This is a genomic window from Aeromonas sp. AE23HZ002T15 (assembly GCF_054165525.2).
In genome coordinates, this window is sequence record NZ_CM201342.1 from 2,183,422 (window position 1) to 2,205,245 (window position 21,824).

Below are 21,824 nucleotides of genomic sequence, written 5' to 3' on the forward strand. Positions count from 1 at the left end.
CATGCTCGATATGATATGGATTTTGCTGCATTTTTAATGAACTCCAGCTTTGATTCTGGTTTATTACAAAATGCAATCAGCAATCTTAGAAAAATAATAAATAACAATGGAAATGTGTTGTATGACATTGTTTTATTCGACCACAGAACAGGTTTAGCGCCATCAGTCTTACCCATTATGAGTGCATGGCTAGGATCATCCGTGATCTTTGCAAGAACTGATGGTATGGCAAGGCATATTCAAGATTCCAGACTAATTGATATTTTGCTGGGCTGTGACAATGAATATCCCGGTGCATTTGTGAGTTTTTCTCTGGATCCAATAAAATCCAACTCTGAATTAAGAAATGATAACTCTAAATTTATCGAGTCGCTTTTGGAAAAAATTGGCAGTTCAATGGGTATTGAAGAAAATGAAGTAGACCCTCAAGAACTTGAAGCTTATTGGATATTCTGGCGTCATGACCAAGCATTTATCGATGGCGGACAGCCAGACCCAGTCAATATGTCAACAATTAATAGACAAGCACTAGAACAGCTGAGGTCTGTCTTAGGTATTATTGGCAACAAACAGATTGAGAAAAAGCCAACTATACTAACTAGCAGTGGTTCATCAGATGAAGGTTTATTCATACAAACACCATGGCTAGCAAGACTGTTTAGTAAAGACAGTCCATACACTTATATTTTTGGAAGAAAGGGAACAGGTAAAACCCGTTTATTAAGTGAGCTCGTAAAGAGTGAACTTGCTGAACCATTATTGGTCGCTACCGACTATAAAAATGGAGGGTTAAAAAGCTCCGGCATGGTATTTAATAAATTATTGTCAGCATGTGACCATGATTTTGATTCTTTTTTCTGGGCTCTATTGAATGCGGCTTTAATGACAGAAAATACAAGAGAGCAAGATTGCCTTGAGCATTGTATAGAAAGCAATCTCAGCCAACTTACTATGATAGGTCCATCGATCGCAAAACAAAACTTATCGATTGATAAAAAACGTATATTTATAATTGACGGTGTTGAAACCGCAGTGCCTGCTGCAAAGTTACGTAGTTTTGTTGAGGCATTGTTCAGATTTCTGTCTGCAATACAATATGATAGCTTCTACTCCAAGTATATTACAATTCGTCTTGTACTTCGAACTGACCTCGCACAAGGTGCAGCTCAAAATATAGAGCAACAAATTGAAGGTTCTGTTATAAATCTTCACTGGACAAAAACAGCGATATTGAATTTTGCTCTTGCTAGAATTGTTAGCCTTCCATGGTTTAATGAGAATTTTAGTGGCGTCTGCGAGAGAATCGTTGAAAAGTCTGACAAAATATCTCGTGGCGACCTCCCTGATGGTGAAGCCGAAGCATTACTTTTAGAAATTTTCCCTGATGGGTTGGACAGAAACAAATTAAAAACAACCACTTTCTTTTCAATTTATTTCTCTGATGCTGGTGGTGATGTTAAAAGCGACTCAGCTTTTTACCCTCGACTTTTTGATGGTTTTCTCAGAACGTTAGCAAGAAACTGCAGCAATGCAGAGTCAGGAAATATAGAAAATGGGCGATTATCAAGACAGTGCGTACTTAAGGCATATGATCAAGCTTCGGCATCTTTCATTGAGGATGTGAGAACAGAGCTTTATTCATTCTTAAGTATTGATAAAGATGACAATGAAGAAAACCAAAATCAAGTAAATAAGCTAGTAGCTGCATTTAACGGTCTACAAACACCATTCAGTATCGAGGCGATCACTCCAATAATAAGTCAAAAAACAAATATTACACCTGACAAAGTAAGGCAATCTATTATTAGCATGCAAAAAATTGGTATTTTCGAGTTGAGACCTGGCTATCCCGGCGAATTCAGAACACGGCAAATTTATAAATCTGGTCTTGGTATGAAATATGTTAGAAAAAAGAGCTAACAACTCAATCCCACATAATCCCCACCCTGATCGGCAAGGCTAGAAACGCCATCAAGGATTATGGTGTAGATGGCACAGGGATGTGCCGTCTGCGGCGGTCCGCCCGACCTTGCCCCTGACCCGAGGGCAACTGCGTAGCGGTCGGATTGGCGGGGATGGCCTTTCTTTTGGTGACTTTTCTTTGGCCACGCAAAGAAAAGTTACTCGCCCCGGCCCGAAGGGCGGGCGAAATCCCTTCGAGGCCAACGGCCTCGCGTCCTGCGCGGCGTAGCCGTGCATTTCCCCCATCACGCGGAAGGACGATTACGCCTGACGGCTAATCGACCCTACGGCTGCACGGCAAAGCCGTGCCCTCTCGCCACAGGCACGGAGTTTGGCTGAACTCCATCCCTAGCCCTATCGGCCCAAGAAGGGTTCCCAGTCCTTAAACACCGGTTGCAACCCAGCTTGTTTGACGGCAGCGGCCACCTCCCCCAAGGATCTGTCATCATGGATGGCGAACTGCTCCAGCTCCTCCTGGCCGCCGTCCGCGTAACCGCCGGGCTGGGTGCGCGACTCCGCCGACATCTGGGTGATGCCAAGGCGCAGGGCGCCGTTGCGAAACGCCGGGGATTCGCGGGTGGACAGCGACAAGTCCAGGGTCGGCGAGAACAGGCGCCAGGCGCAGATCAGCTGCACCAGTTGGCGGTCCGACATGGTCACCTCGGGCTCCAGCCCCCCGGTGCAGGGGCGCAGGCGCGGGAAGGAGAGCGAATAGCGGCTCTGCCAGTGATGGCGCTCCATCCAGGCCAGGTGCTCGGCGACGAAATAGCTGTCGGCACGCCAGTCTGCGGAGAGACCGATGAGCGCTCCGAGGCCTATCTTGTCCACCCCGGCGCGGCCGAGCCGGTCCGGAGTGGCGAGGCGCCAAGCGATATCCTGCTTGTTGCCACGCAGGTGATGGCGGGCGTAGGCGGGGGCGTGATAGGTCTCCTGATAGACCATGACGGCATCGAGGCCGAGGCTCTTCAGCTCGGCGTATTCGGCCTCGGACAGCGGCTGCACCTCCATCCCGACCGTGCTGAAGTGGCGGCGAATGATGGGCATCATCTCGCGAAAATAGGCCATGCCGACCTTGGTCTCGTGCTCGCCGGTCACCAGCAGAACGTTGTCGAAGCCCCGCGCCTTGATGGCGAGGCACTCGCGCTCTATCTCCTCCGCATTCAGGGTCTTGCGTTTGAGACGATTGCTCATGGAGAAACCGCAGTAGCTGCAGTCGTTGGCACAGAGGTTCGACAGATAGAGGGGTACATAGAAGCCGACCGTGTTACCGAAGCGCTGGCGGGTGAGACTCTCTGCCAACTGGGCAAGCTGAGGCAGATAAGCCTCTGCCGCCGGGGAGATCAGCGCCATAAAATCCTGCAGATTGCGGCGCGACTTGCCCAGCGCCAGCTCCACATCCCGGGCCGTCTTGGCCCGGATCTGCATGCCTATATCGTCCCAGTCGAGCTCGCGCCAGCGGTCGGCAAAATCCAACCCCCTCCCGGCCTCCCCCTTGGGAGGGGGAGGAGCAAAGGCCCCGATCCCTTCGAGTACCGAGTCAGCCGCAGCCCTCACCCCCAGTCCCTCTCCCAGAAGGAGAGGGGAGCGTATCCCCTCCATCTCAGGAAGAGGGGCGAGAGAGGCCATGGCCACCGAGTCTTGCCCCACGCTCTGGCTCATAGGGCCTCCAGAAAATCGGTGAGGGGGCTGGAGGCGCTGGCCTGGAAGCCGCGGATCCCGAGTCCTGCCATATAGGCGCTACGCCCCGCCTCGCAGGCCAGCGCGAAGGCGCGCCCCATGGCGACGGGGTCACCGCTCACCGCGATGGCCGTGTTGACCAACACCGCATCGGCGCCGAGCTCAAACGCCGCCGCCGCGTGGCTGGGGGCCCCGATCCCCGCATCCACCACCACGGGCACATTGGCCTGTTCAATGATGATGGAGAGAAACTCCCGGGTCACCAGCCCCTGGTTGGAGCCGATGGGAGCGCCAAGCGGCATCACGGCGGCGCAGCCCACCTCTTCGAGCCGCTTGCAGAGCACGGGATCGGCGCCGCAGTAAGGCAGCACCACGAAACCCTCCTTCACCAGTTGCTCAGCGGCCTTCAGCGTCTCTATGGGGTCGGGCAGCAGGTATTTGGGGTCTGGGTGGATCTCCAGCTTCAACCAGTTGGTCCCCAGCGCCTCGCGGGCCAGATGAGCGGCAAACACCGCCTCGGCGGCTGTCTTGGCCCCCGAGGTGTTGGGCAACAGCTTGACCCCGAGTTGCAGCAGAGGGCTCAGGATATCGTCGTGGCGCTTGCCCGGCTCCAGGCGCTTGATGGCCATGGTGACCAGCTGGGAGCCGCTCGCCTCGATGGAGGCAGCCATCAGTTCCGGACGGGCGAACTTGCCGGTGCCGGTGAAGAGGCGGGATGAGAAATTGTGATCGGCAATGCGTAGCATCTTAGCCTCCGGCGATGGCGGTAAACAGGTGGATCTCATCCCCGTCGTTGAGGGGAGTCTCGGGCCAGCGGCTGCGAGGCAGCACGGCGCCATTGAGGGCCACAGCCACCCCCTGGGGAGAGACCGCTTGCGCTGCCAACAGGGCGGCCACGCTGGCCGCCTCTTCCGTCGTCAGGGCCAGTGCCTTGTCGTTCAGTCGAATATTCATTGGCAATCCTTGTTGGCGCTGCCGTTGCCATTGCTACAAACAGGGCAGGCGGGATCCGCGGGCAGGCGCAGGCTCTGCCACTCGTGGGTCAAAGCATCGAAGCGGCGCAGGGTGCCCGCCACTGGGCTCTCACGGCCAAGCAGCAGCTTGATGGCTTCCAGCGCCTGCAGGGAGCCCATCACGCCCACCAAGGGGCCTGTGACGCCGCTGCTCTGGCAGCTCTCTCTTATCTCGGTATCCGCCGGGTAGAGGCAGGCGTAGCAGGCGTGCTCAGGGGCGCTTCGCACCATCAGCTGCCCCTGCCAACCGACCGCGGCGGCGGAGATCCAGGGTTTGCCCTGAACCACGCAGGCGGCGTTGATGGCGTGGCGGGTGGGGAGGTTGTCGCAACAGTCGATCACCAGATCCACCTCGGCCACGAACTCCGGCAGGCTCTGCTCATCGAGGCGCTGGTTGATGGCAATCAGCTCCACCAGCGGGTTATGGGCCGCCAGCCGCTCCCGGGCCAGCTCGGCCTTGGAGCGGCGCAGATCCTCCCCGGTGTAGAGAAACTGGCGCGGCAGATTGCTGGAATCGACCACGTCGCCGTCGGCGAGCCACAGCGTGCCAACGCCAGCACCGGCGAGATAGAGGGCCAGCGGCGACCCCAGGCCGCCGAGGCCGACAATGAGCACCGACTTCTCTTTGAGCCGTGCCTGCCCCGCCTCGCCAATTTCGGCCAGCATCAGCTGCCTGCCGTATCTCAGGTACTCTTCATCGCTTAAAGACACCTCGTCAGAGAGCATGTTCCACCTCCTTTGCCGGGATGGCGGAGAGCGCCGGATCCCCTGCCCCCACGGCGGCCAGCAGCCGGGCCGTAGCCCCCTGCCAGTCATCACTCGCAGTAATGGCGGAAACCAGAGCAATACTGCTCACCCCGCTCTCCTGCACCTGGGCTATGCGCGACTCGCCTATGCCGCCGATGGCGACCGTGGGCCAGTCCGCCATCAGGGCGCGGTAGTGGTGCAGCCGCACCAGCCCCTGGGGGCGGGACGGCATCTGCTTGGTATTGGTGGGGAAGATATGGCCGAGCGCGATATAGGACGGCGCGAGTTCGCGCGCCCGCATCAGCTCGAAGTAGCCGTGGGTGGAGATGCCAAGACGCAAGCCGGCGGCCTGGATAGCGGCGAGATCCGCCGTCTCCATATCCTCCTGTCCCAGGTGCACCCCGTAGGCGCCAGCCTCGATGGCCAGTTGCCAATAGTCGTTGATAAAGAGCCGGGCCTTATGCTTGCGACCGAGCGCTACCGCCCTGGCGATGGCGGGCATCACTTGGGCATCTGGCAGGTCTTTGATCCGCAGCTGTATGGTCTTGACCCCCTCACCGAGCAACCGCTCCAGCCACTGCACCGAATCCACCACGGGATAGATCCCGAGGCGATATTCGGTCGGGGCGAACGGGCCTTGCGGCAAGCGTGCCTCGCCGGCAGGACAGAGACCGAAGCGGCGATCCAGTTCAGACCCCGGCAACACGGCGCGGGGGAACCGGGCGAGATCCCCGGGCCAGCCGAGGTGGGCGATGGGGCCAGGGCCGGCCCCCACTCCCTGCGCCCCCGCCAACCCTTGCTGCAAATAAGCGCGGGCCAGAGTGATGGCGTCTTCGATGGGGTAGTCCAACGCATAGACGGCGGCTATGGCGCTGGCGTAACAGCAGCCGGTGCCGTGGCCGTGACGGGTCGCCAGACGAGGTGCCGCAAGCCAGAACTCGCGACTCTCGTCCTGGTAGTAGTCGAGGCAATGATCCCCGCTCCAGCCGAGGTGGCCACCCTTCACCAGCACGGCGCGTGCGCCGAGTTCCCGCAGCCGCGCCGCCCCCGCCCGCACCAGCGCCGGGCTGGTTGCTGGGATGCCGGTCAGGGCTTCCAGCTCGGGGCCATTGGGGGTGATAAGCGACAGGCGTGGCAGCAGGTGCTCGCGCACCGCCGCCAGCATGTTCGGCTCCGCCATGGGGGTGCCAGTGCTCGCGATGGCGACAGGGTCATAGATCACGAAGGGGGCGCTCAGGGTATCGAGCCGGCGGGCCAGCACCTCCACATGCAGCCGGGTCGGCAGCAGACCTATCTTGATGGCGGCGGGGGGCAGATCGACGCCGAGGGCGTCGATCTGGGCGGTGAAGCTCTGCATCAGCACGGGATCCACCATCTTCACCGCCACCGAGTTCTGGGCCGTGATGGCGGAGATCACCGAGCAGCCGTGCACCCCGAGGGCGTGCATGGTGTGCAGATCGGCCTGGATGCCGGCGCCGCCCCCGGAGTCCGAACCCGCTATGGTCCAGACGATGGGTTTGGATTCGCCGTTCATGCCTCTTCCCGTTCCTGTTTGAGCGCGGCGGCCTGATGGTAGAGCTCGCCCCCCTTCTCCTTGAAGACTTCGGCCATCTGGGCCATACCGGTCTCGACTTCCGCCACGACCCGCTCCTGCTGGCCATCCATGCCCACCAGTTTCACCTCGACCGCTTCGAGCTTGGCGGCATAGTCGCGCACGTCCTGGGTGATCTTCATGGAGCAGAACTTGGGGCCGCACATGGAGCAGAAGTGCGCCACCTTGCCGGACTCCTGGGGCAGGGTCTCGTCGTGGTAGGCGCGAGCGGTCTCAGGATCCAGCGCCAGGTTGAACTGATCCTCCCAGCGGAACTCGAAGCGCGCCTTGGACATGGCGTTGTCGCGGATCTGGGCGCCCGGGTGACCCTTGGCGAGATCCGCGGCGTGGGCGGCGATCTTGTAGGTGATGAGGCCCTGTTTCACGTCCTCCTTGTTCGGCAGCCCCAGGTGCTCCTTGGGAGTGACGTAACAGAGCATGGCGCAGCCGTACCAGCCGATCATGGCGGCACCTATGCCGGAGGTGAAGTGATCGTAGCCGGGAGCTATGTCGGTGGTGAGCGGGCCGAGCGTGTAGAAGGGTGCCTCGTGGCAGTGCTCCAGTTGCTCGGTCATGTTACGTTCGATCATGTGCATGGGCACGTGGCCCGGCCCCTCGATCATCACCTGCACGTCGTACTCCCAGGCGATCTTGGTGAGCTCCCCCAGGGTGTGCAGCTCGGCGAACTGGGCCTCGTCGTTGGCGTCATAGACGGAGCCCGGACGCAGGCCGTCCCCCAGGGAGAGCGCCACGTCGTAGGCCGCGCAGATCTCGCAGATCTCGCGGAAGTGCTGGTAGAGGAAGTTCTCCTTGTGGTGTGAGAGGCACCACTTGGCCATGATGCTGCCACCGCGAGAGACGATGCCGGTGAGGCGCTTGGCGGTCATGGGCACGTAGCGCAGCAGCACGCCGGCGTGGATGGTGAAGTAGTCCACCCCCTGCTCGGCTTGTTCGAGCAGGGTGTCGCGGAACAGCTCCCAGGTGAGATCCTCGGCGATGCCGTTGGTTTTCTCCAGGGCCTGATAGATGGGCACTGTACCGATGGGCACAGGGCTGTTGCGCAGGATCCACTCGCGGGTCTCGTGGATGTAGCGGCCGGTGGAGAGATCCATGACGGTGTCGGCGCCCCAGCGGGTAGACCAGACCAGCTTCTCGACTTCTTCCTCGATGCTGGAAGTCACCGCCGAGTTGCCGATGTTGGCGTTGATCTTCACCAGGAAGTTGCGGCCGATGATCATGGGCTCGGCTTCCGGGTGGTTGATGTTGCTGGGGATGATGGCACGGCCGGCGGCGACTTCATCGCGCACGAACTCAGGCGTGATGTTCTCCGGCAGGCGAGCGCCGAAGCCCTGACCCGGATGCTGGCGCAGCAACAGCTCGGAGCGCACGCGCTCGCGGCCCATGTTCTCGCGAATGGCGATAAATTCCATCTCGGGGGTGACTATCCCCTGGCGGGCATAGTGCAGCTGGGTCACCCAGTTGCCAGCCTTGGCGCGGCGGGGTTTGGGCAGGTGTTCGAAGCGCAGATGATCCAGCCCCTCGTCCGCCAGGCGCTCCTGGGTGAAGGTGGAGCTCAGGCCCGGCAGCGGCTCGGTGTCGCCCCGCTCCAGCACCCAGGCTTCCCGCAAGCGCGGCAGGCCGAGGCGCACGTCGATCTCGGCGTTCTCGTCCCCGTAGGCGCCCGAGGTGTCGTAGACGGGCACGGGATCGTTCGGCTCAAACTTCGGCTCCTCCTTGGTGCCGCCGACGAAGGTGTCAGCCAGGGCGATCTCCCGCAGCCCCACCCGGATGTCGGGGCGGGAGCCTTCGATAAAGATGCGCCTGGAGTTGGGATGGGCCATGCCCTTTAGGTTGTCGATAAAGCGCTGGGCGCTGGCACGTTGCTCGCGGCGACCGGCAGGTTTGGCTTGTTCTGAAACGGACTGGACTTCTGGTGCAGACTGGATTGGGGTAGACATAGCAAAACTCACATTAACTGGTTGAAGTTATGGGTGTTTGCTTGTCTGGAGTTCGAGGAGAAGATGAACCTGCGAGCGGATGTGCGTCGAGAGGGAGTGGCGCCAGTCTGCTGACCCCTCCAGCCTTGCACAGACCCTCCCTGATGGGATGGTTCGGCGAGGCAGACTCCCTCTCGTGCGCTGGCTTGCCGGGGCTGGCCCTGTAGCAAGCAGGAAGCGGATGCTCCCGAGCGCGGCAACTCGCAAGTTACCCTTGTTTCCCTTCGCAGGTTCTAGCCTGATCAGGTTCCACGGATCCCGAATTAACGGTCTCAGCTTAGCGTCGTTCGACGGTCAGCACTCCGACAAGATGGCGCCAGTATAAGTGGGTAAACAGAAAGTACAAGCCTATAACAAATCGGACCTCATCATCAGGCCGACTCCCAACCTCAGCGCTCGGGCAGCAACTCTTCCGGATTGGGGATCAGCACCTCGGTCAGCCGCCCGTCCTCATCTCGGGTCAGCACCAGTTTGCGCCCCCCTTGCAGATCCGCCGGGCTGCCGTTCAACCAGCGGGTCTGGGTATCGAACACCAGCACTCCCAGCTCCTCGAGCAGCAAGGTCTGCCCCACCACGGCGAGCAGCCTGTCTTCCGCCCGCAGCCACTGGCTGCTCTGGGCCGCGCTCGGCGGGCTGCTGAGGAGGTGGATCAGCTCGGCGACCCCATGGCGGCTCTCGATGGCGAGCCGCATGCCTGGCTTGAGGGCATCCGGCCCGTCGATGCCCACCAGATCGGCGCTGCCGAGCTCCAGTTCGGCCCCCTGAAACTGCAGGCGGATGCCGTCGTTGTGTTCCAGTTCCACCAGCCAGAGCTCGGGCTCCATGGCCAGGGCACCGAGTGGCAGCATGCAGAGGATGAGCGGGGTATTTGTCATGGGGACCTCAGGGTCGTGGCGACTCGAGGTTTAACTATGGGCCGGGTCCGGCCTTTTTTCCGGCCGTCGGCAATCCGGGGGTCAGTCCTCTTCCTGGCAACAACTCAGACGCATGCCGTCAAACTTGCACTCCAGCTCCAACCAGCGTCCCTCGAAGGGGGCCAGGCTGCCATCCGAGGCGACATAACCCCAGATCCGTCCCTGCTCCACCGGCCCCTCCAGATCCATCTCGTCATCCTCCTCCAACGCCTCCACCTCGCGGATCAGGCGGCGATCGCCCCGCATCTCCCCCTCCAGCTCGACCCAGGTGCCGCCGAGATGGTCTTCATCGAGACCATCCTTGAAGCGGGTCTCCTCATCGATGACGAAGGGAATGCCGTTGACCATCAGCTGACCCAGCTGCCAGCTGGTACGGCCGATCAGCTTGAACTCAGATGCATGCGCCGCGCCAAAGGGCAGCAAAATCAATAGCAAGAGAGCACACAGGGGCTTCGTCATCGGGGATCCTCGGGGTTACACTGGCACACAGCATGCCTCATCCGGTGTGAAGCGGCCGTGAAATCGCGGCCACAACCAGGAGATCAGAACATGAAAATACTGGTGGTGGAAGACAATCCCCAGGTGACGGAGACCATCATGGACTACCTGGAGCTCGCGGGGCACCAGCTGGACTGCGCCTATCACGGCCAGGCCGCCCTGCAACTGCTGGCGGAGCAGCGCTTCGACGTCATCATCATGGACGTCATGATGCCGCGCCTCGACGGCCTGCGCACCGTGGAGCAACTGCGGGCCGACGGCATCCCGACCCCTGTGCTGTTTCTCACCGCCCGGGACAGCCTGGACGACAAGCTGGCAGGCTTTCGCGCCGGTGGCGACGACTACCTGGTCAAGCCCTTCGCCATGGAGGAGCTGGAAGTCAGGTTGCAGGCCCTTGCCCTGCGTGGCCCCCGCGGCGATCTGGGGGTGCTCAGCTTCGGCGAGCTGACGGTGGATCCCGCCAGCGGCCGGGCCAAACGGGCCGGCGTCGAGCTGAAACTCGGCAAGATCCCGTTCCAGATCCTCAGCCTGCTAGTCAAACGCGCCCCCCAGCTGGTGACGCGCCAGGAGGTGCTCGATACCGTCTGGGGGGATGAAGAGCCCGACTCCGATGCCCTGCGCAGCCACATCTATGCCCTGCGCAACGCCCTCGACAAACCCTTCCCCACCCCCATGCTGGAGACCCTGCACGGCCAGGGTTACCGGCTGGTCTCCCCATGAGACGACCACCGATGCCGAGGGCCATCCCATGAGCCTGCCGAGACTGCGCCATCGCCTGATCCTGGTGCTGGGGGGGGCCGGGCTCCTGCTGCTGGCCACCCTCAGCCTGCTGATGGTGGTGGCCGAGAACAAGATGGAAGAGCTGAGCCTGCGCCACTGGCTGGAGGCGGAAGTCACCCGTTACGGCGACGACTGGCTGCGCCTCGGCGAGCTGGCCCCCGCCCCCAGCCCGCGCCAGTTCTCCAGCTACTGGACCCAGGCCGGGCGCCTCCCCGCCTGGCTCAAGCCCTACCAGACCCCGGGCTTCTATGAGCACCAGCTCGGCGAGGAGGACAAGCACTTCCTGGTGCGCCCTCATCCCTCCGGCCAGGGCCTGCTCTATCTGGTGTTCAACGACGACGCCGACGATTATCTGGATCCTTACGAGGACAGGCTGCACCTGATCACCCGGCTGATCGGCCTCACCCTGCTGCTGGGCAGCGTCGCATTCGGCATCTGGCTGGTGCGCCACATCACAAGGCCGCTGGAGCGGCTGCGTCAGCGAGTCGCCCACCTCACCCCGGATCAGGCGGACTTCGTGCCGGACGCCCCCTGGCAGGAGCTGCGGGAGATAGAGCTGGCGCTGCTGGCGGGCAAGCAGGAGGTTGCCGCCGTGTTCGCCAGGGAGCAGGAGTTCAGCCGTTTCGCGAGCCATGAGCTGCGCACCCCCAACATGGTGATCCAGGGCTCCGCGGCCCTGCTCGGCAAGGTCACCGACCTGCCCGCCCCGGCGGCCCGGGCGGCGGGGCGCATCCGAGCCGCCAGCGACGAGATGGCCCTGCTCACCGAGACCTTCCTGCTGCTGGGTCGCAAGGAGGCGGTGGAACGTCCGCCCCAGCAGGTCGCCCCGCTGATCCGCCGGGAGCTGGCCCGGCTCGCCCCCCTGCTGCAGCGGGAGAGCGTCGAGATCAGGTTGCAGCTGGACGAGCAGAGCGAGGTACAGGCCCCCCTCTCCCTGCTCGCCATCGCGCTCGGCAACCTGCTCAAGAATGCCCTCAGCTACGCCGACGGTCACATCGAGATCACCCTGAGCCAGCAGACCCTCACCATCAGCAACCCCACGGCGGCGGCGCCGGATCAGATCCTTGGATACGGCTGTGGCCTCACCATCATCCAGCGCATCTGCGAGAAGCTGGGCTGGCATATCAGCACCCGGCTGGAAGAGGGGGTCTTTAGCGCCAGGCTGGAGATGGGCCCAAGTACCTTGAGTAATGAAGCCTCATCAAACGCTGATGAGGCGGAGTGAGAACTCTAAACCTCTCCAGGATCCAGAAAACGACAAGGCGCCCTCGGGCGCCTTGTCTGTTCCAACCATCCGTTATGCCGTCACTCCGCCGGCTTGTGCTTGCGGCTCGCCTTGAGTTCGAGGAACTCGATGATCTTGCCCGCCACGTCCTTGCCGGAGGCGGCTTCCACCCCTTGCAGGCCAGGGGAAGAGTTCACCTCCAGCACCAGGGGGCCACGGGCGCTGCGCAAGATGTCCACCCCGGCCACGTCCAGCCCCATGATCTTGGCGGCCTGCACCGCGGTTGCCCGCTCTTCGGGGCTAATCTTGATCGCCTCGGCGGTGCCACCCCGATGCAGGTTGGAGCGAAACTCCCCCGGCTGGGCCTGACGGCGCATGGCGGCGACCACCTTGCCGTTGACCACCAGGCAACGGATGTCGGCGCCGTTCGCCTCGCGGATATACTCCTGCACCAGGATGTTGTTGTTGGTCTGGATGAAGGCCTCGATCACGCTCTCGGCGGCCTTCTGGGTCTCGCACAGAACTACCCCTATGCCCTGAGTCCCCTCCAGCAGCTTCACCACCAGGGGCGCACCGCCCACCATGGTAATCAGATCCGGCACATCGTGGGTGCTGTGGGCATAGCCGGTGATGGGCAGGCCGATGCCGTGGCGTGACAGCAGCTGCATGGCGCGCAGCTTGTCCCGGGATCGGGAGATGGCCACCGAGCTGTTCAGGGCCATGGTGTTCATCATCTCGAACTGGCGCAGCACGGCTGTGCCGTAGAAGGTGATGCTGGCGCCGATGCGCGGGATCACGGCGTCATAGCTCTCCAGCTCCCGGCCCTCGTAGTGGATGGAGGGGCTGTGGGAGGCGATGTTCATGTAGCAGCGCAGGGTGTCGAGCACCTCGACCTGATGTCCGCGGGCCCGGGCCACCTCGACCAGGCGGCGGGTGGAGTAGTTGTTGGGCTCGCGGGATAAAATGGCAATATTCATGGAAATGGCAGACCTGATAATCGGACTGGAGAGTATAAGGTGCCATGAACGACTGGCAACGCCAATCCTTTCCCCTCACCATTCGCCGTTCTGCAAGAAGGCGTCAAGACGAAGAGTGCCGTTCTGCAAGAACGGCGCAAAGCAGAGAGCGCCCCATCCGGCGAGAAGGCTCTGCGACTCCTCAGTGAGGGCCCCGCAGCCTCTGTTGCAGTCCGAGCAGCAACCCCACCTCCTGCAGACGGCGTGCCGTGACCCCGGCCCATCCCGCAGGGGGGATAGGCGCCAGCAGGGTCTGGGCGATGCAGTGACGATAGAGGGAGCCCTCCAACTGCCAGTTCTGCACCAGGCCGTTTTCATGATGGTGCAGCCGGGCCTGGTTGCCGCTGCGCAGCAGCTCCAGCACGCGGTCATCCTTGAGCGTCAGACTGAGCCCCTTCTTCTCCACCCCGGGCCCTGCGTACTTGTCGAGCCAGAGGGTCAACGGCACCCCGGCCGCCTCCCCGCGCAGGCAGGCGCGCCCCTCGGCGGTGCTCAGATCCCCAAACGCTATGGGCTGACCCAGCCGATCGCAGACCCCCTCGGCCACCAGACGCAGGCTGTCGTCCCCGCCGAGGGCCACCAGCAGCTCGCGGATCATGGCCAGCACATGGGTGCCGATGTCGAGGATGACCCCATCCGGGTGAAGGAAGGTCCGCTGATCCGGCTCACCGGTGGCGAAGTTGAGGGCAAAGGGATGACCCTCTGCATCTATGCCGCAGGGCTCCAGCAAGAAGCCCTCCACCTCGACCACGTCCAGAATGGTCGCGGGCCGGACGGCGCCACCCCGCCGAGGCTGCCAGCCGGCATCCAATCCACCGCCGAGCAGTTGCTGAACGGCGCTGCGCGCCATCCAGTGATCCAGCGCCAGCACTCGCTCCGCCACGGCGGGATCCGCCAGCAGGGCCTGAAGCCGGTCATGCTGGGCCAGGCTGGCCACCACGGGTTTCTCCACCAGGATCAAGGGGATGGCACTAGCCAGCGCCTGCTCCAGCACAGGCAGGTGAAGCAAAGAAGGGGTGGCGATGACCAGCCGGTCCAATGGCAGAGCCAGCAGGGCCTCCAGACTCGGAGTTTGCGTCACCCCAGGCAGGGTCCGCGCCGGATCAAAGCCCCAGATCTCAGCATCTTCCGCCAGCGCAGCGAGGGCAGGCAGATAGGCGGTCTGTACCACGGCCCCCAGGCCGACAAATCCAATCTTCATAACAACCTCGCTGCAGAGTCCATAGACCCGTGAATAGGGCAACCGGGTGGCAGGTTACACTGAGCTGGCACAGACCAGGTGACACGCCGAGAGAAAGCATCACCTTCATATCAATGAAAAGGGGAAGCTGACTCAATGGAGGTGGCCGACACCGCTTTGCTCCATGCGCCAGCGCAGCACTGCCCGATCAAAATCTGCCCTGGCCCGGGTGATGTATCGCTCCGACCGTTGCAGAAAGCACGCAAGATGATCCCGATGGATCTGCGCCCTCTTTACCACGAACCGGGCCGGTTCATGGGAAGTGCCGTCCCGCCGCTTGCGTTCACGCCACTCCACCCTGTGGTTCAACCCTTCACGCAGGGCCACCATCTCCGGTGAGTCATAGAAGCGATCCCGCTCATGGAAGAAGCCGGCCAGCGCAGAGGCCGATACATCCAACGCCCGGCAGAAGACCTTGAAGTCGATAAATCCCTCGTCATCCGCTTCGGCCAGACAGCGGCTGATCAGTGCCTCATCCGGCCATGCCTCATTATCTCTTGCCTTGTCCATGTCTTCTCCTGGCCACTTACTGACCTGATCAATGCAGGTTAGGCCCCAGCCAGCGCTCGGCTTCCACCAGCGTCATGCTCTTGCGCACCGCATAGTCTTCCACCTGATCGGGCTGAATTTGGGCCACCGCGAAGTACTTGCTGTCCGGGTGGGAGAAGTACCAGCCGGACACCGCCGCCCCCGGCCACATGGCGTAGGACTCGGTGAGCTTCATGCCGATGGCCTGTTCCACCTCCAGCAACTCCCAGATGCTGCCCTTCTCCGTGTGCTCCGGGCAGGCCGGATAACCGGGTGCCGGGCGTATGCCGCGATAGTTCTCGCGGATCAGCTCCTCGTTGCTGAGCGCCTCATCCGGGGCATAGCCCCAATGCACTTTGCGCACCTGTTCGTGCAGGTACTCGGCGAAGGCCTCCGCCAGACGGTCGCACACCGCCTGGATGAGGATGGCGTTGTAGTCGTCGTGCTCCGCCTTGTAGGCGTTGGCGATGGCCTCCTCGCCGATGCCACCGGTCACGGCGAAGGCACCGATCCAGTCCGCCTTGCCGCTCTCCTTCGGCGCCACATAGTCCGCCAGGCAGTAGTTCGGGAAGCCCTGCTTCTCGCTCTGCTGGCGCAGGTGATGCAGCACTTTTCTGACCTGGGTGCGCGACTCGTCGGTATAGACCTCTATACTGTCCCCCACGGCGTTGGCGGGGAACAAGCCTATGATGCCGGCGCAGCGCACTCTTTGATCCAGCTCGAGTTTATCCAACATGGCGTTGGCATCGGCAAACAACTTGGTCGCCTCCTCACCCACCACCTCGTCCTCCAGGATGCGCGGATACTTGCCCGCCAGCTCCCAGCTCAGGAAGAAGGGCGTCCAGTCGATGTAGGGGCGCAGCACCGAGATGGGCACGTTCTCGAATTTCTGCACCCCTGGCTCACGGGGTGCGGGGGGCTCATAGCCGACCCAGTCCAGCTGATGACGGTTGGCCCGGGCATGGGCCAGGCTGACCGGCTTGGATCTCGGTTGCTTGCGGGCGTGCTGATCCCGGGCGATCTCGTACTCCTTGTCGATGCGAGCGACGAAGGCGGGCTTGAGCTCGGGGCTCAGCAGGCTCTGGGCCACCCCGACCGCGCGGGAGGCGTTCGACACATAGACTACGGGCTCGGAGTAGTTCTGCTCTATCTTGACCGCGGTGTGGGCCTTGGAGGTGGTGGCGCCGCCGATGAGCAGCGGCAGCTTGAAGCCCTGACGCTCCATCTCTTTGGCCACGTGCACCATCTCGTCGAGAGACGGGGTGATCAGACCCGACAACCCTATGATGTCGGCATTCACCTCCCGCGCCGTCTTGAGGATGGTCTCGCAGGAGACCATGACCCCGAGGTCGACGATCTCGAAGTTGTTGCACTGCAGCACCACGCCGACGATATTCTTGCCGATGTCGTGCACGTCCCCCTTCACCGTGGCGAGCACTATCTTGCCGTTGCTGAAGCCCCCCTGCTTCTCCGCCTCGATATAGGGCTGCAGATAGGCCACCGCTCGCTTCATCACCCGGGCGGACTTCACCACCTGGGGCAGGAACATCTTGCCGGCACCGAACAGGTCTCCGACCACGTTCATGCCGTCCATCAGGGGTCCCTCGATCACGTGCAGCGGTCGCTCGGCCCCGGCCCGCGCCTCTTCGGTGTCCTCCTCGATGAAATCGGTGAGCCCCTTGACCAGGGCGTGCTCCAGCCGCTTGCCCACGGGCCAGCTGCGCCACTCCTGATCCCGCGGATCCTCAGCCTGGGCACCCGCGCCGCGATACTTCTCGGCGATGGCCAACAGCGCCTCGGTGGCGTCGGAGTTGAGGTTCAGCACCACGGCCTCGACCTTCTCTTTCAGCTCCGCCGGGATGTCTTCGTAGATGGCGAGCTGACCGGCGTTAACTATCCCCATGTCCATGCCGTTCTGGATGGCGTGGTAGAGGAACACTGCGTGAATGGCTTCGCGCACCGGCTCGTTGCCCCTAAAGGAGAAGGAGACGTTGGAGACGCCACCGGAGATCATGGCGTGGGGCAGGTTCTCCTTGATGTCCTTCACCGCCTCGATGAAATCCACCGCATAGTTGTTGTGCTCCTCGATCCCGGTCGCCACCGCGAAGATGTTGGGATCGAAGATGATGTCTTCCGGCGGGAAGCCCACGCTGTCCACTAGGATGCGATAGGCGCGTTGGCAGATCTCGAACTTGCGGGCGCGGGTGTCCGCCTGGCCCACCTCGTCGAACGCCATGACGATGACGGCGGCGCCGTAGCGACGCAGCAGTTTCGCCTGCTGGATGAATTTCTCCTCCCCCTCCTTCATGGAGATGGAGTTGACCACAGGCTTGCCTTGCACGCACTTGAGGCCAGCCTCCAGCACCTCCCACTTGGAGGAGTCGATCATCACGGGCACTCGGGCGATGTCCGGCTCGCCAGCGATCAGGTTCAGGAAGCGCACCATGGCCGCCTCGGCGTCCAGCATGCCCTCGTCCATGTTGATGTCGATGATCTGGGCGCCGCTCTCCACCTGCTGCTTGGCCACCTCGAGGGCCTCGTCGTAGAGCCCCTCCTTGATCAGCCGCTTGAACTTGGCCGAGCCGGTGACGTTGGTGCGCTCCCCCACGTTCACAAACATGGAGTCCGCCTGGATGATGAGGGGCTCGAGGCCGGACAGCCGGCAGGCCACCGGGATCTCCGGCAGGGCGCGAGGGCAGATGCCGGCGACCGCGTCGCTCATGGCACGGATATGGGTCGGGGTGGTGCCGCAGCAGCCCCCCACCAGGTTCAGGAAGCCGCTCTGGGCCCACTCGCGGATATGTTCCGCCATCTCGACTGCATCGAGATCGTACTCACCGAACGCGTTGGGCAGGCCGGCATTGGGGTGGGCACTGACATGGGACTCGCTGATCCGCGACAGCTCTTCCACGTACTGACGCAGCTCATCCGGGCCCAGCGCACAGTTGAGACCGAAGGAGATGGGTTTGACGTGGCGAAGCGAATGATAGAAGGCTTCCGTGGTCTGGCCGGAGAGGGTGCGACCGGAAGCGTCCGTGATGGTGCCGGAGATCATCACCGGCAGGGCGTGGCCCAGTTCCTCGAAAACCCCTTCCACCGCGAAGGCGGCGGCCTTGGCGTTCAGGGTGTCGAAGATGGTCTCAATCAGGATGATGTCGGCGCCCCCCTCGATCAGGGCATGGGTCGATTCGGTGTAGGCGGCCACCAGCTCGTCATAGGTGACGTTGCGCTTGCCCGGATCGTTCACATCCGGCGAGATGGAGGCGGTGCGGTTGGTGGGGCCCAGCACCCCTGCCACGAAGCGCGGCTTGGACGGGTCCTTTGCGGTCCACTCGTCCGCCACGGCGCGGGCCAGGCGGGCGGCCTCGCGGTTGATCTCGGCGGAAAATTCCTCCATCTCGTAATCGGCCATGGCGATACGGGTGGCGTTGAAGGTGTTGGTCTCGAGGATGTCGGCCCCGGCGGCGCAGTATTGATCGTGGATCTCGCGGATCACCGCGGGCTTGGTCAGCACCAGCAGGTCGTTGTTGCCCTTGATGTCGGTGTGCCAGTCGGCGAAACGCTCGCCCCGGTAGTCCGACTCGCCCAGCTTGTAGCCCTGGATCATGGTGCCCATGGCCCCGTCGATGATCAGGATCCGTTCCTTCAGGCAGGCTTCCAGCTTCTTTTTTATGTTCGACATTGTGTTCGACACCGCTCGTTCCTCTTACATCCATGCAACTGCGCGAAGCCCATCCTAGCAGCAAACAAATCAAATGGAAATCTAGCCGTCTATCTGTCTATTTCAACGATTAAATATAACCATAAATAGGTAATGAGTGCATCAGGTGCCGAGAGTACCCTATGCCCGTCCTCCATAGGGATACGTGCTTGCTGTTTACTAAAGATAAAGAGAAAAATAACTATGAGCGTCTACTACACACTCTGCTTCCTGGCAGCGTTGGCGATCTTCATCGCCTTTGCCAATCAGTATGTTGTGAAGATCCAGACCACCATCGCCATCACCGCAGGATCCATGCTGATCTCCGCCCTGATGGTGCTGTTTGGTAAGTTGGGATGGTTCAATCTGGAACCTCTTGCCGTCAAAACCATGGAGAGCATCGACTTCCAGAACTTCCTGTTGAAGGGGATCCTGGGCTTCCTGCTGTTCGCTGGTGGCCTCGGCATCAATCTGAAGGCGCTGCGTAGCCAGAAGTGGGAGATCACCATCCTCTCCATAGTGGCGACCCTGCTCTCCACCTTCCTCATCGGCTACGGCTTCTGGTTCATCGCCAAGCTGCTGGGCTGGGAGCTGCCGCTGGTCTACTGCATGTTGTTCGGTGCGCTTATCTCCCCCACCGACCCCATCGCCGTGCTGGCCATCGTCAAGAAGATGAAGGCACCACCCCAGATCGCCATCCAGATCGAGGGGGAATCCCTGTTCAACGATGGCGTCGGCCTCGTCATCTTCGCCACCGTGTTTGCCGTGGCCTTCGGCGGCGTGGAGCCCACCTTCACCAGCGTGGCCGGCCTCTTCCTGCATGAGGCTCTCGGCGGCATCCTGTTCGGCGCCGTGCTGGGACTCATCGCCCACGTGATGATCAGCGCCACCGACGACGGCTCCCTGGAGCTGCTGCTGACCCTGTGCATCCCGACCGCGGGCTTCGCCTTCGCCAACATGATCGGCGTCTCCGGCGCCCTGGCCATGGTGGTGACCGGTATCATGATCGGCAACTGGACTCGGAATGTGGGCTTCTCCGAGCAGAGCAAGCACCATCTGGACCACTTCTGGGAGTTGATGGATCAGTTCCTCAACGCCCTGCTGTTCCTGCTGATCGGTCTGGCGCTGGTGCTGCTGGAACTCGAATGGCAAGACTGGATCCTGCTGGTCATCGCCGTGCCGCTCTGCCTGGCCGCGCGCTTCATCAGCGTCTCCCTGCCCTATGTGGCCTTCCGCCGCTTCCGCCGCTACAACACCTTCTCCATCCGCATCCTGACCTGGGGTGGCCTGCGCGGTGGCCTGGCCATGGCCATGGCCCTGGCGCTGCCCTCCGGCGTCATGGTGCTGCCGGAGCACGGTGTCGACCTGCGGGAGGTGATTCTGGTGATGACCTATGCGGTGGTGATGTTCTCCATCGTGGTGCAGGGGATGACCATCACCCCCATGATCACGGCGGCCAAGAAGGCCAGCGGCGGCTACTAAGTCGCCTCCTGAATGGCATATCGCCAATAAAAAGGGCTCCCCATGGGAGCCCTTTTTCTATCCGGTACGGCCAAAAATAGACATGACCATCACATCATAGGGATCACCGCGGTCAACAAGGCCAGCGGCAGCGACCAAGCCGCAGCTTGTATGACATATCGCCAATAGAAAAGGCTCCCGACGGGAGCCCTTTTGCTGTGCTGTCACTGGTGAACCCGGTGGCTTTTTTACTCACCAGAGAAATATCTGTTTGCTTTTCATTCATTTTGCGGAGAGAATGCGCGCCGGCTAGTTAATCAGCCCTGATTATGTTCGCAATGCTTCACCGTTAGATGAATCCTGCCAGTACACACATAACCTCCCTCTGATTTACTCGCCTCGAGAACCGTCAGGCTGTCTGCCTGCGTTGCCCGGTTTTCACGGCGCAGACCCGATCTGCCCACTCCCAAGTAGCACCATGCCTTCGCATGATCCTTGGCGCATTCCTTGAAAAGTGCAGACGCCCCTGTGGGGCTGGGTATTCCTGCGTGGATCTGACCACGCCCATCGACCTGATATTTGCAAAAACAAGGAGCAAAACACCTAATTTATATAGAGAAATACCATGATGAAAGCAGTACAAACACACAAACCCCTGCGTCGCAGCAAGCCCATCAACCTGCCCCCGCAAGAGCAGGATCATGATGCCTTCCTGATCCAGTTCAGCACCCGTTTCAGCGGTGGCTTCGCCATCTCCTGTGACGGCATCCCCGGCGAGTTCTCCATCGAGGATCTCAACTGATCACCCTGCCTCACGGCAGATCCGACGCAGACAGGCCGCAACTCACGGCGGCCTCCTTTGCTATCTCGCAGACTCAGACCGGCACGCTCTCCCTGCCCGGATCCTCCAGCAGCAGGCACTCCTCCTCGCTGTCACCCAGTTTGACCAGTTTGCCCTGACTCAGCCCCAGCTTGGCCAGCAGCGCGACCGAACGCTCGTTGCCCGGGGTGACGATGGCGATCACCCGCTCTATGCCGAGCCGCTCCCGCCCATCCTTGAGCGCAGCCTGCGCCGCCTCGACCCCGTATCCCAGGCCGCGATAAGCGGGCAGGAAGGCGTAGCCGATGTCCTCGCAGGGCAGGGTATCGCGCTTGATGAGACCACAGATGCCGATCCTGGCGTCATCCTCCCGCCGGCTCACCAGATAGAGGCCGTGCCCGTGCCGGGCATAGCTGACCGCAGGCCCCTGCTGGATATAGTCTTCGGCATCGCTTAGGGTGCGAACACCCCGATCGCCGATCCAGCGGTGGAAATCCCCATCGTTGAGCAGTTCGAGGATGAAGGGGGCATCGGTGAGATTGAGCTCGCGCAGGGCGAGACGCTCGGAGAGGATCATGGCAAGGGCTCTTCTTCTGGTCATAAACGGGAACACGACGAGCCAACAAGACTGCCCCCCCGCTTCGCCCTTGGCAAG

General features: G+C 61.5%; 18 protein-coding genes and 1 riboswitch. Of the genes, 5 read left to right on the forward strand and 13 right to left on the reverse strand.

Annotated features, from left to right (window positions below):
• The first annotated feature begins 15 nt into the window (after positions 1–15).
• A complete protein-coding gene (locus ACT5M9_RS10110) occupies positions 16–1,920 on the forward strand; it encodes a hypothetical protein (RefSeq protein ID WP_457981766.1) in 1,905 nt (634 codons plus the stop codon).
• Between the two features lie 396 nt (positions 1,921–2,316).
• Here ACT5M9_RS10110 and thiH read toward each other — a convergent pair whose 3' ends face one another.
• The 8 genes from thiH to ACT5M9_RS10150 all read right to left on the reverse strand — a co-directional run bounded on the left by thiH (position 2,317) and on the right by ACT5M9_RS10150 (position 10,360).
• Complete coding sequence (gene thiH, locus ACT5M9_RS10115; RefSeq protein WP_457982030.1) at positions 2,317–3,561, reverse strand: 2-iminoacetate synthase ThiH; 1,245 nt, start codon at positions 3,559–3,561, stop codon at positions 2,317–2,319.
• A gap of 56 nt (positions 3,562–3,617) precedes the next feature.
• Positions 3,618–4,385, reverse strand: coding sequence for a thiazole synthase (locus ACT5M9_RS10120; RefSeq protein WP_457981765.1), 768 nt, complete (start codon positions 4,383–4,385; stop codon positions 3,618–3,620).
• Position 4,386: 1 nt separating this feature from the next.
• The gene (thiS, locus tag ACT5M9_RS10125) at positions 4,387–4,593 is read right to left on the reverse strand and encodes a sulfur carrier protein ThiS (protein WP_457981764.1); all 207 of its coding nucleotides are present in this window, start codon (positions 4,591–4,593) and stop codon (positions 4,387–4,389) included.
• Positions 4,590–5,378 (reverse strand): HesA/MoeB/ThiF family protein, encoded by a 789-nt coding sequence (locus ACT5M9_RS10130; protein ID WP_457981763.1) that lies wholly within the window; start codon positions 5,376–5,378, stop codon positions 4,590–4,592. Before ACT5M9_RS10130 ends, thiS begins: the two co-directional genes overlap by 4 nt.
• Positions 5,368–6,933, reverse strand: a complete 1,566-nt coding sequence (thiE, locus tag ACT5M9_RS10135) for a thiamine phosphate synthase (protein ID WP_457981762.1) — start codon at positions 6,931–6,933, stop codon at positions 5,368–5,370. Before thiE ends, ACT5M9_RS10130 begins: the two co-directional genes overlap by 11 nt.
• Complete coding sequence (gene thiC / locus ACT5M9_RS10140; RefSeq protein WP_457981761.1) at positions 6,930–8,948, reverse strand: phosphomethylpyrimidine synthase ThiC; 2,019 nt, start codon at positions 8,946–8,948, stop codon at positions 6,930–6,932. Before thiC ends, thiE begins: the two co-directional genes overlap by 4 nt.
• A gap of 240 nt (positions 8,949–9,188) precedes the next feature.
• Positions 9,189–9,302: riboswitch (TPP riboswitch) on the reverse strand.
• Between the two features lie 74 nt (positions 9,303–9,376).
• Complete coding sequence (locus tag ACT5M9_RS10145; protein WP_457981760.1) at positions 9,377–9,862, reverse strand: hypothetical protein; 486 nt, start codon at positions 9,860–9,862, stop codon at positions 9,377–9,379.
• 81 nt (positions 9,863–9,943) lie between these two features.
• Positions 9,944–10,360 (reverse strand): DUF5666 domain-containing protein, encoded by a 417-nt coding sequence (locus tag ACT5M9_RS10150; RefSeq protein WP_457981759.1) that lies wholly within the window; start codon positions 10,358–10,360, stop codon positions 9,944–9,946.
• Positions 10,361–10,450: 90 nt separating this feature from the next.
• On the opposite strand from ACT5M9_RS10150, the gene ACT5M9_RS10155 reads away from it, so the two are divergent.
• Entirely contained in the window at positions 10,451–11,119 is a 669-nt protein-coding gene (locus tag ACT5M9_RS10155) for a response regulator transcription factor (RefSeq protein ID WP_457981758.1), read from the forward strand.
• A 28-nt stretch (positions 11,120–11,147) separates the two neighbouring features.
• On the forward strand, positions 11,148–12,404 hold the full coding sequence (locus ACT5M9_RS10160; protein WP_457981757.1) for a sensor histidine kinase: 1,257 nt from the start codon (positions 11,148–11,150) through the stop codon (positions 12,402–12,404).
• A gap of 80 nt (positions 12,405–12,484) precedes the next feature.
• On the opposite strand, the gene rimK is transcribed toward ACT5M9_RS10160, so the two are convergent.
• The 4 genes from rimK to metH all read right to left on the reverse strand — a co-directional run bounded on the left by rimK (position 12,485) and on the right by metH (position 18,870).
• Entirely contained in the window at positions 12,485–13,381 is an 897-nt protein-coding gene (gene rimK / locus ACT5M9_RS10165) for a 30S ribosomal protein S6--L-glutamate ligase (RefSeq protein ID WP_438551695.1), read from the reverse strand.
• Between the two features lie 181 nt (positions 13,382–13,562).
• Positions 13,563–14,621 (reverse strand): Gfo/Idh/MocA family oxidoreductase, encoded by a 1,059-nt coding sequence (locus ACT5M9_RS10170; protein WP_457981756.1) that lies wholly within the window; start codon positions 14,619–14,621, stop codon positions 13,563–13,565.
• 132 nt (positions 14,622–14,753) lie between these two features.
• Positions 14,754–15,170: a hypothetical protein gene (locus tag ACT5M9_RS10175; protein ID WP_438551697.1), complete on the reverse strand. Its 417-nt coding sequence runs from the start codon at positions 15,168–15,170 to the stop codon at positions 14,754–14,756.
• A gap of 28 nt (positions 15,171–15,198) precedes the next feature.
• The gene (metH, locus tag ACT5M9_RS10180) at positions 15,199–18,870 is read right to left on the reverse strand and encodes a methionine synthase (RefSeq protein ID WP_457981755.1); all 3,672 of its coding nucleotides are present in this window, start codon (positions 18,868–18,870) and stop codon (positions 15,199–15,201) included.
• A 222-nt stretch (positions 18,871–19,092) separates the two neighbouring features.
• Here metH and ACT5M9_RS10185 point away from each other — a divergent pair, with 222 nt between their 5' ends.
• Both ACT5M9_RS10185 and ACT5M9_RS10190 read left to right on the forward strand, forming a co-directional pair.
• The gene (locus ACT5M9_RS10185; RefSeq protein WP_438551699.1) at positions 19,093–20,370 is read left to right on the forward strand and encodes a cation:proton antiporter; all 1,278 of its coding nucleotides are present in this window, start codon (positions 19,093–19,095) and stop codon (positions 20,368–20,370) included.
• A 604-nt stretch (positions 20,371–20,974) separates the two neighbouring features.
• Positions 20,975–21,151: a hypothetical protein gene (locus ACT5M9_RS10190; RefSeq protein ID WP_438551700.1), complete on the forward strand. Its 177-nt coding sequence runs from the start codon at positions 20,975–20,977 to the stop codon at positions 21,149–21,151.
• Between the two features lie 73 nt (positions 21,152–21,224).
• Here the strand turns inward: ACT5M9_RS10190 and ACT5M9_RS10195 are convergent, their stop codons facing one another.
• Positions 21,225–21,746: a GNAT family N-acetyltransferase gene (locus ACT5M9_RS10195; protein WP_457982029.1), complete on the reverse strand. Its 522-nt coding sequence runs from the start codon at positions 21,744–21,746 to the stop codon at positions 21,225–21,227.
• Positions 21,747–21,824 lie beyond the last annotated feature (78 nt).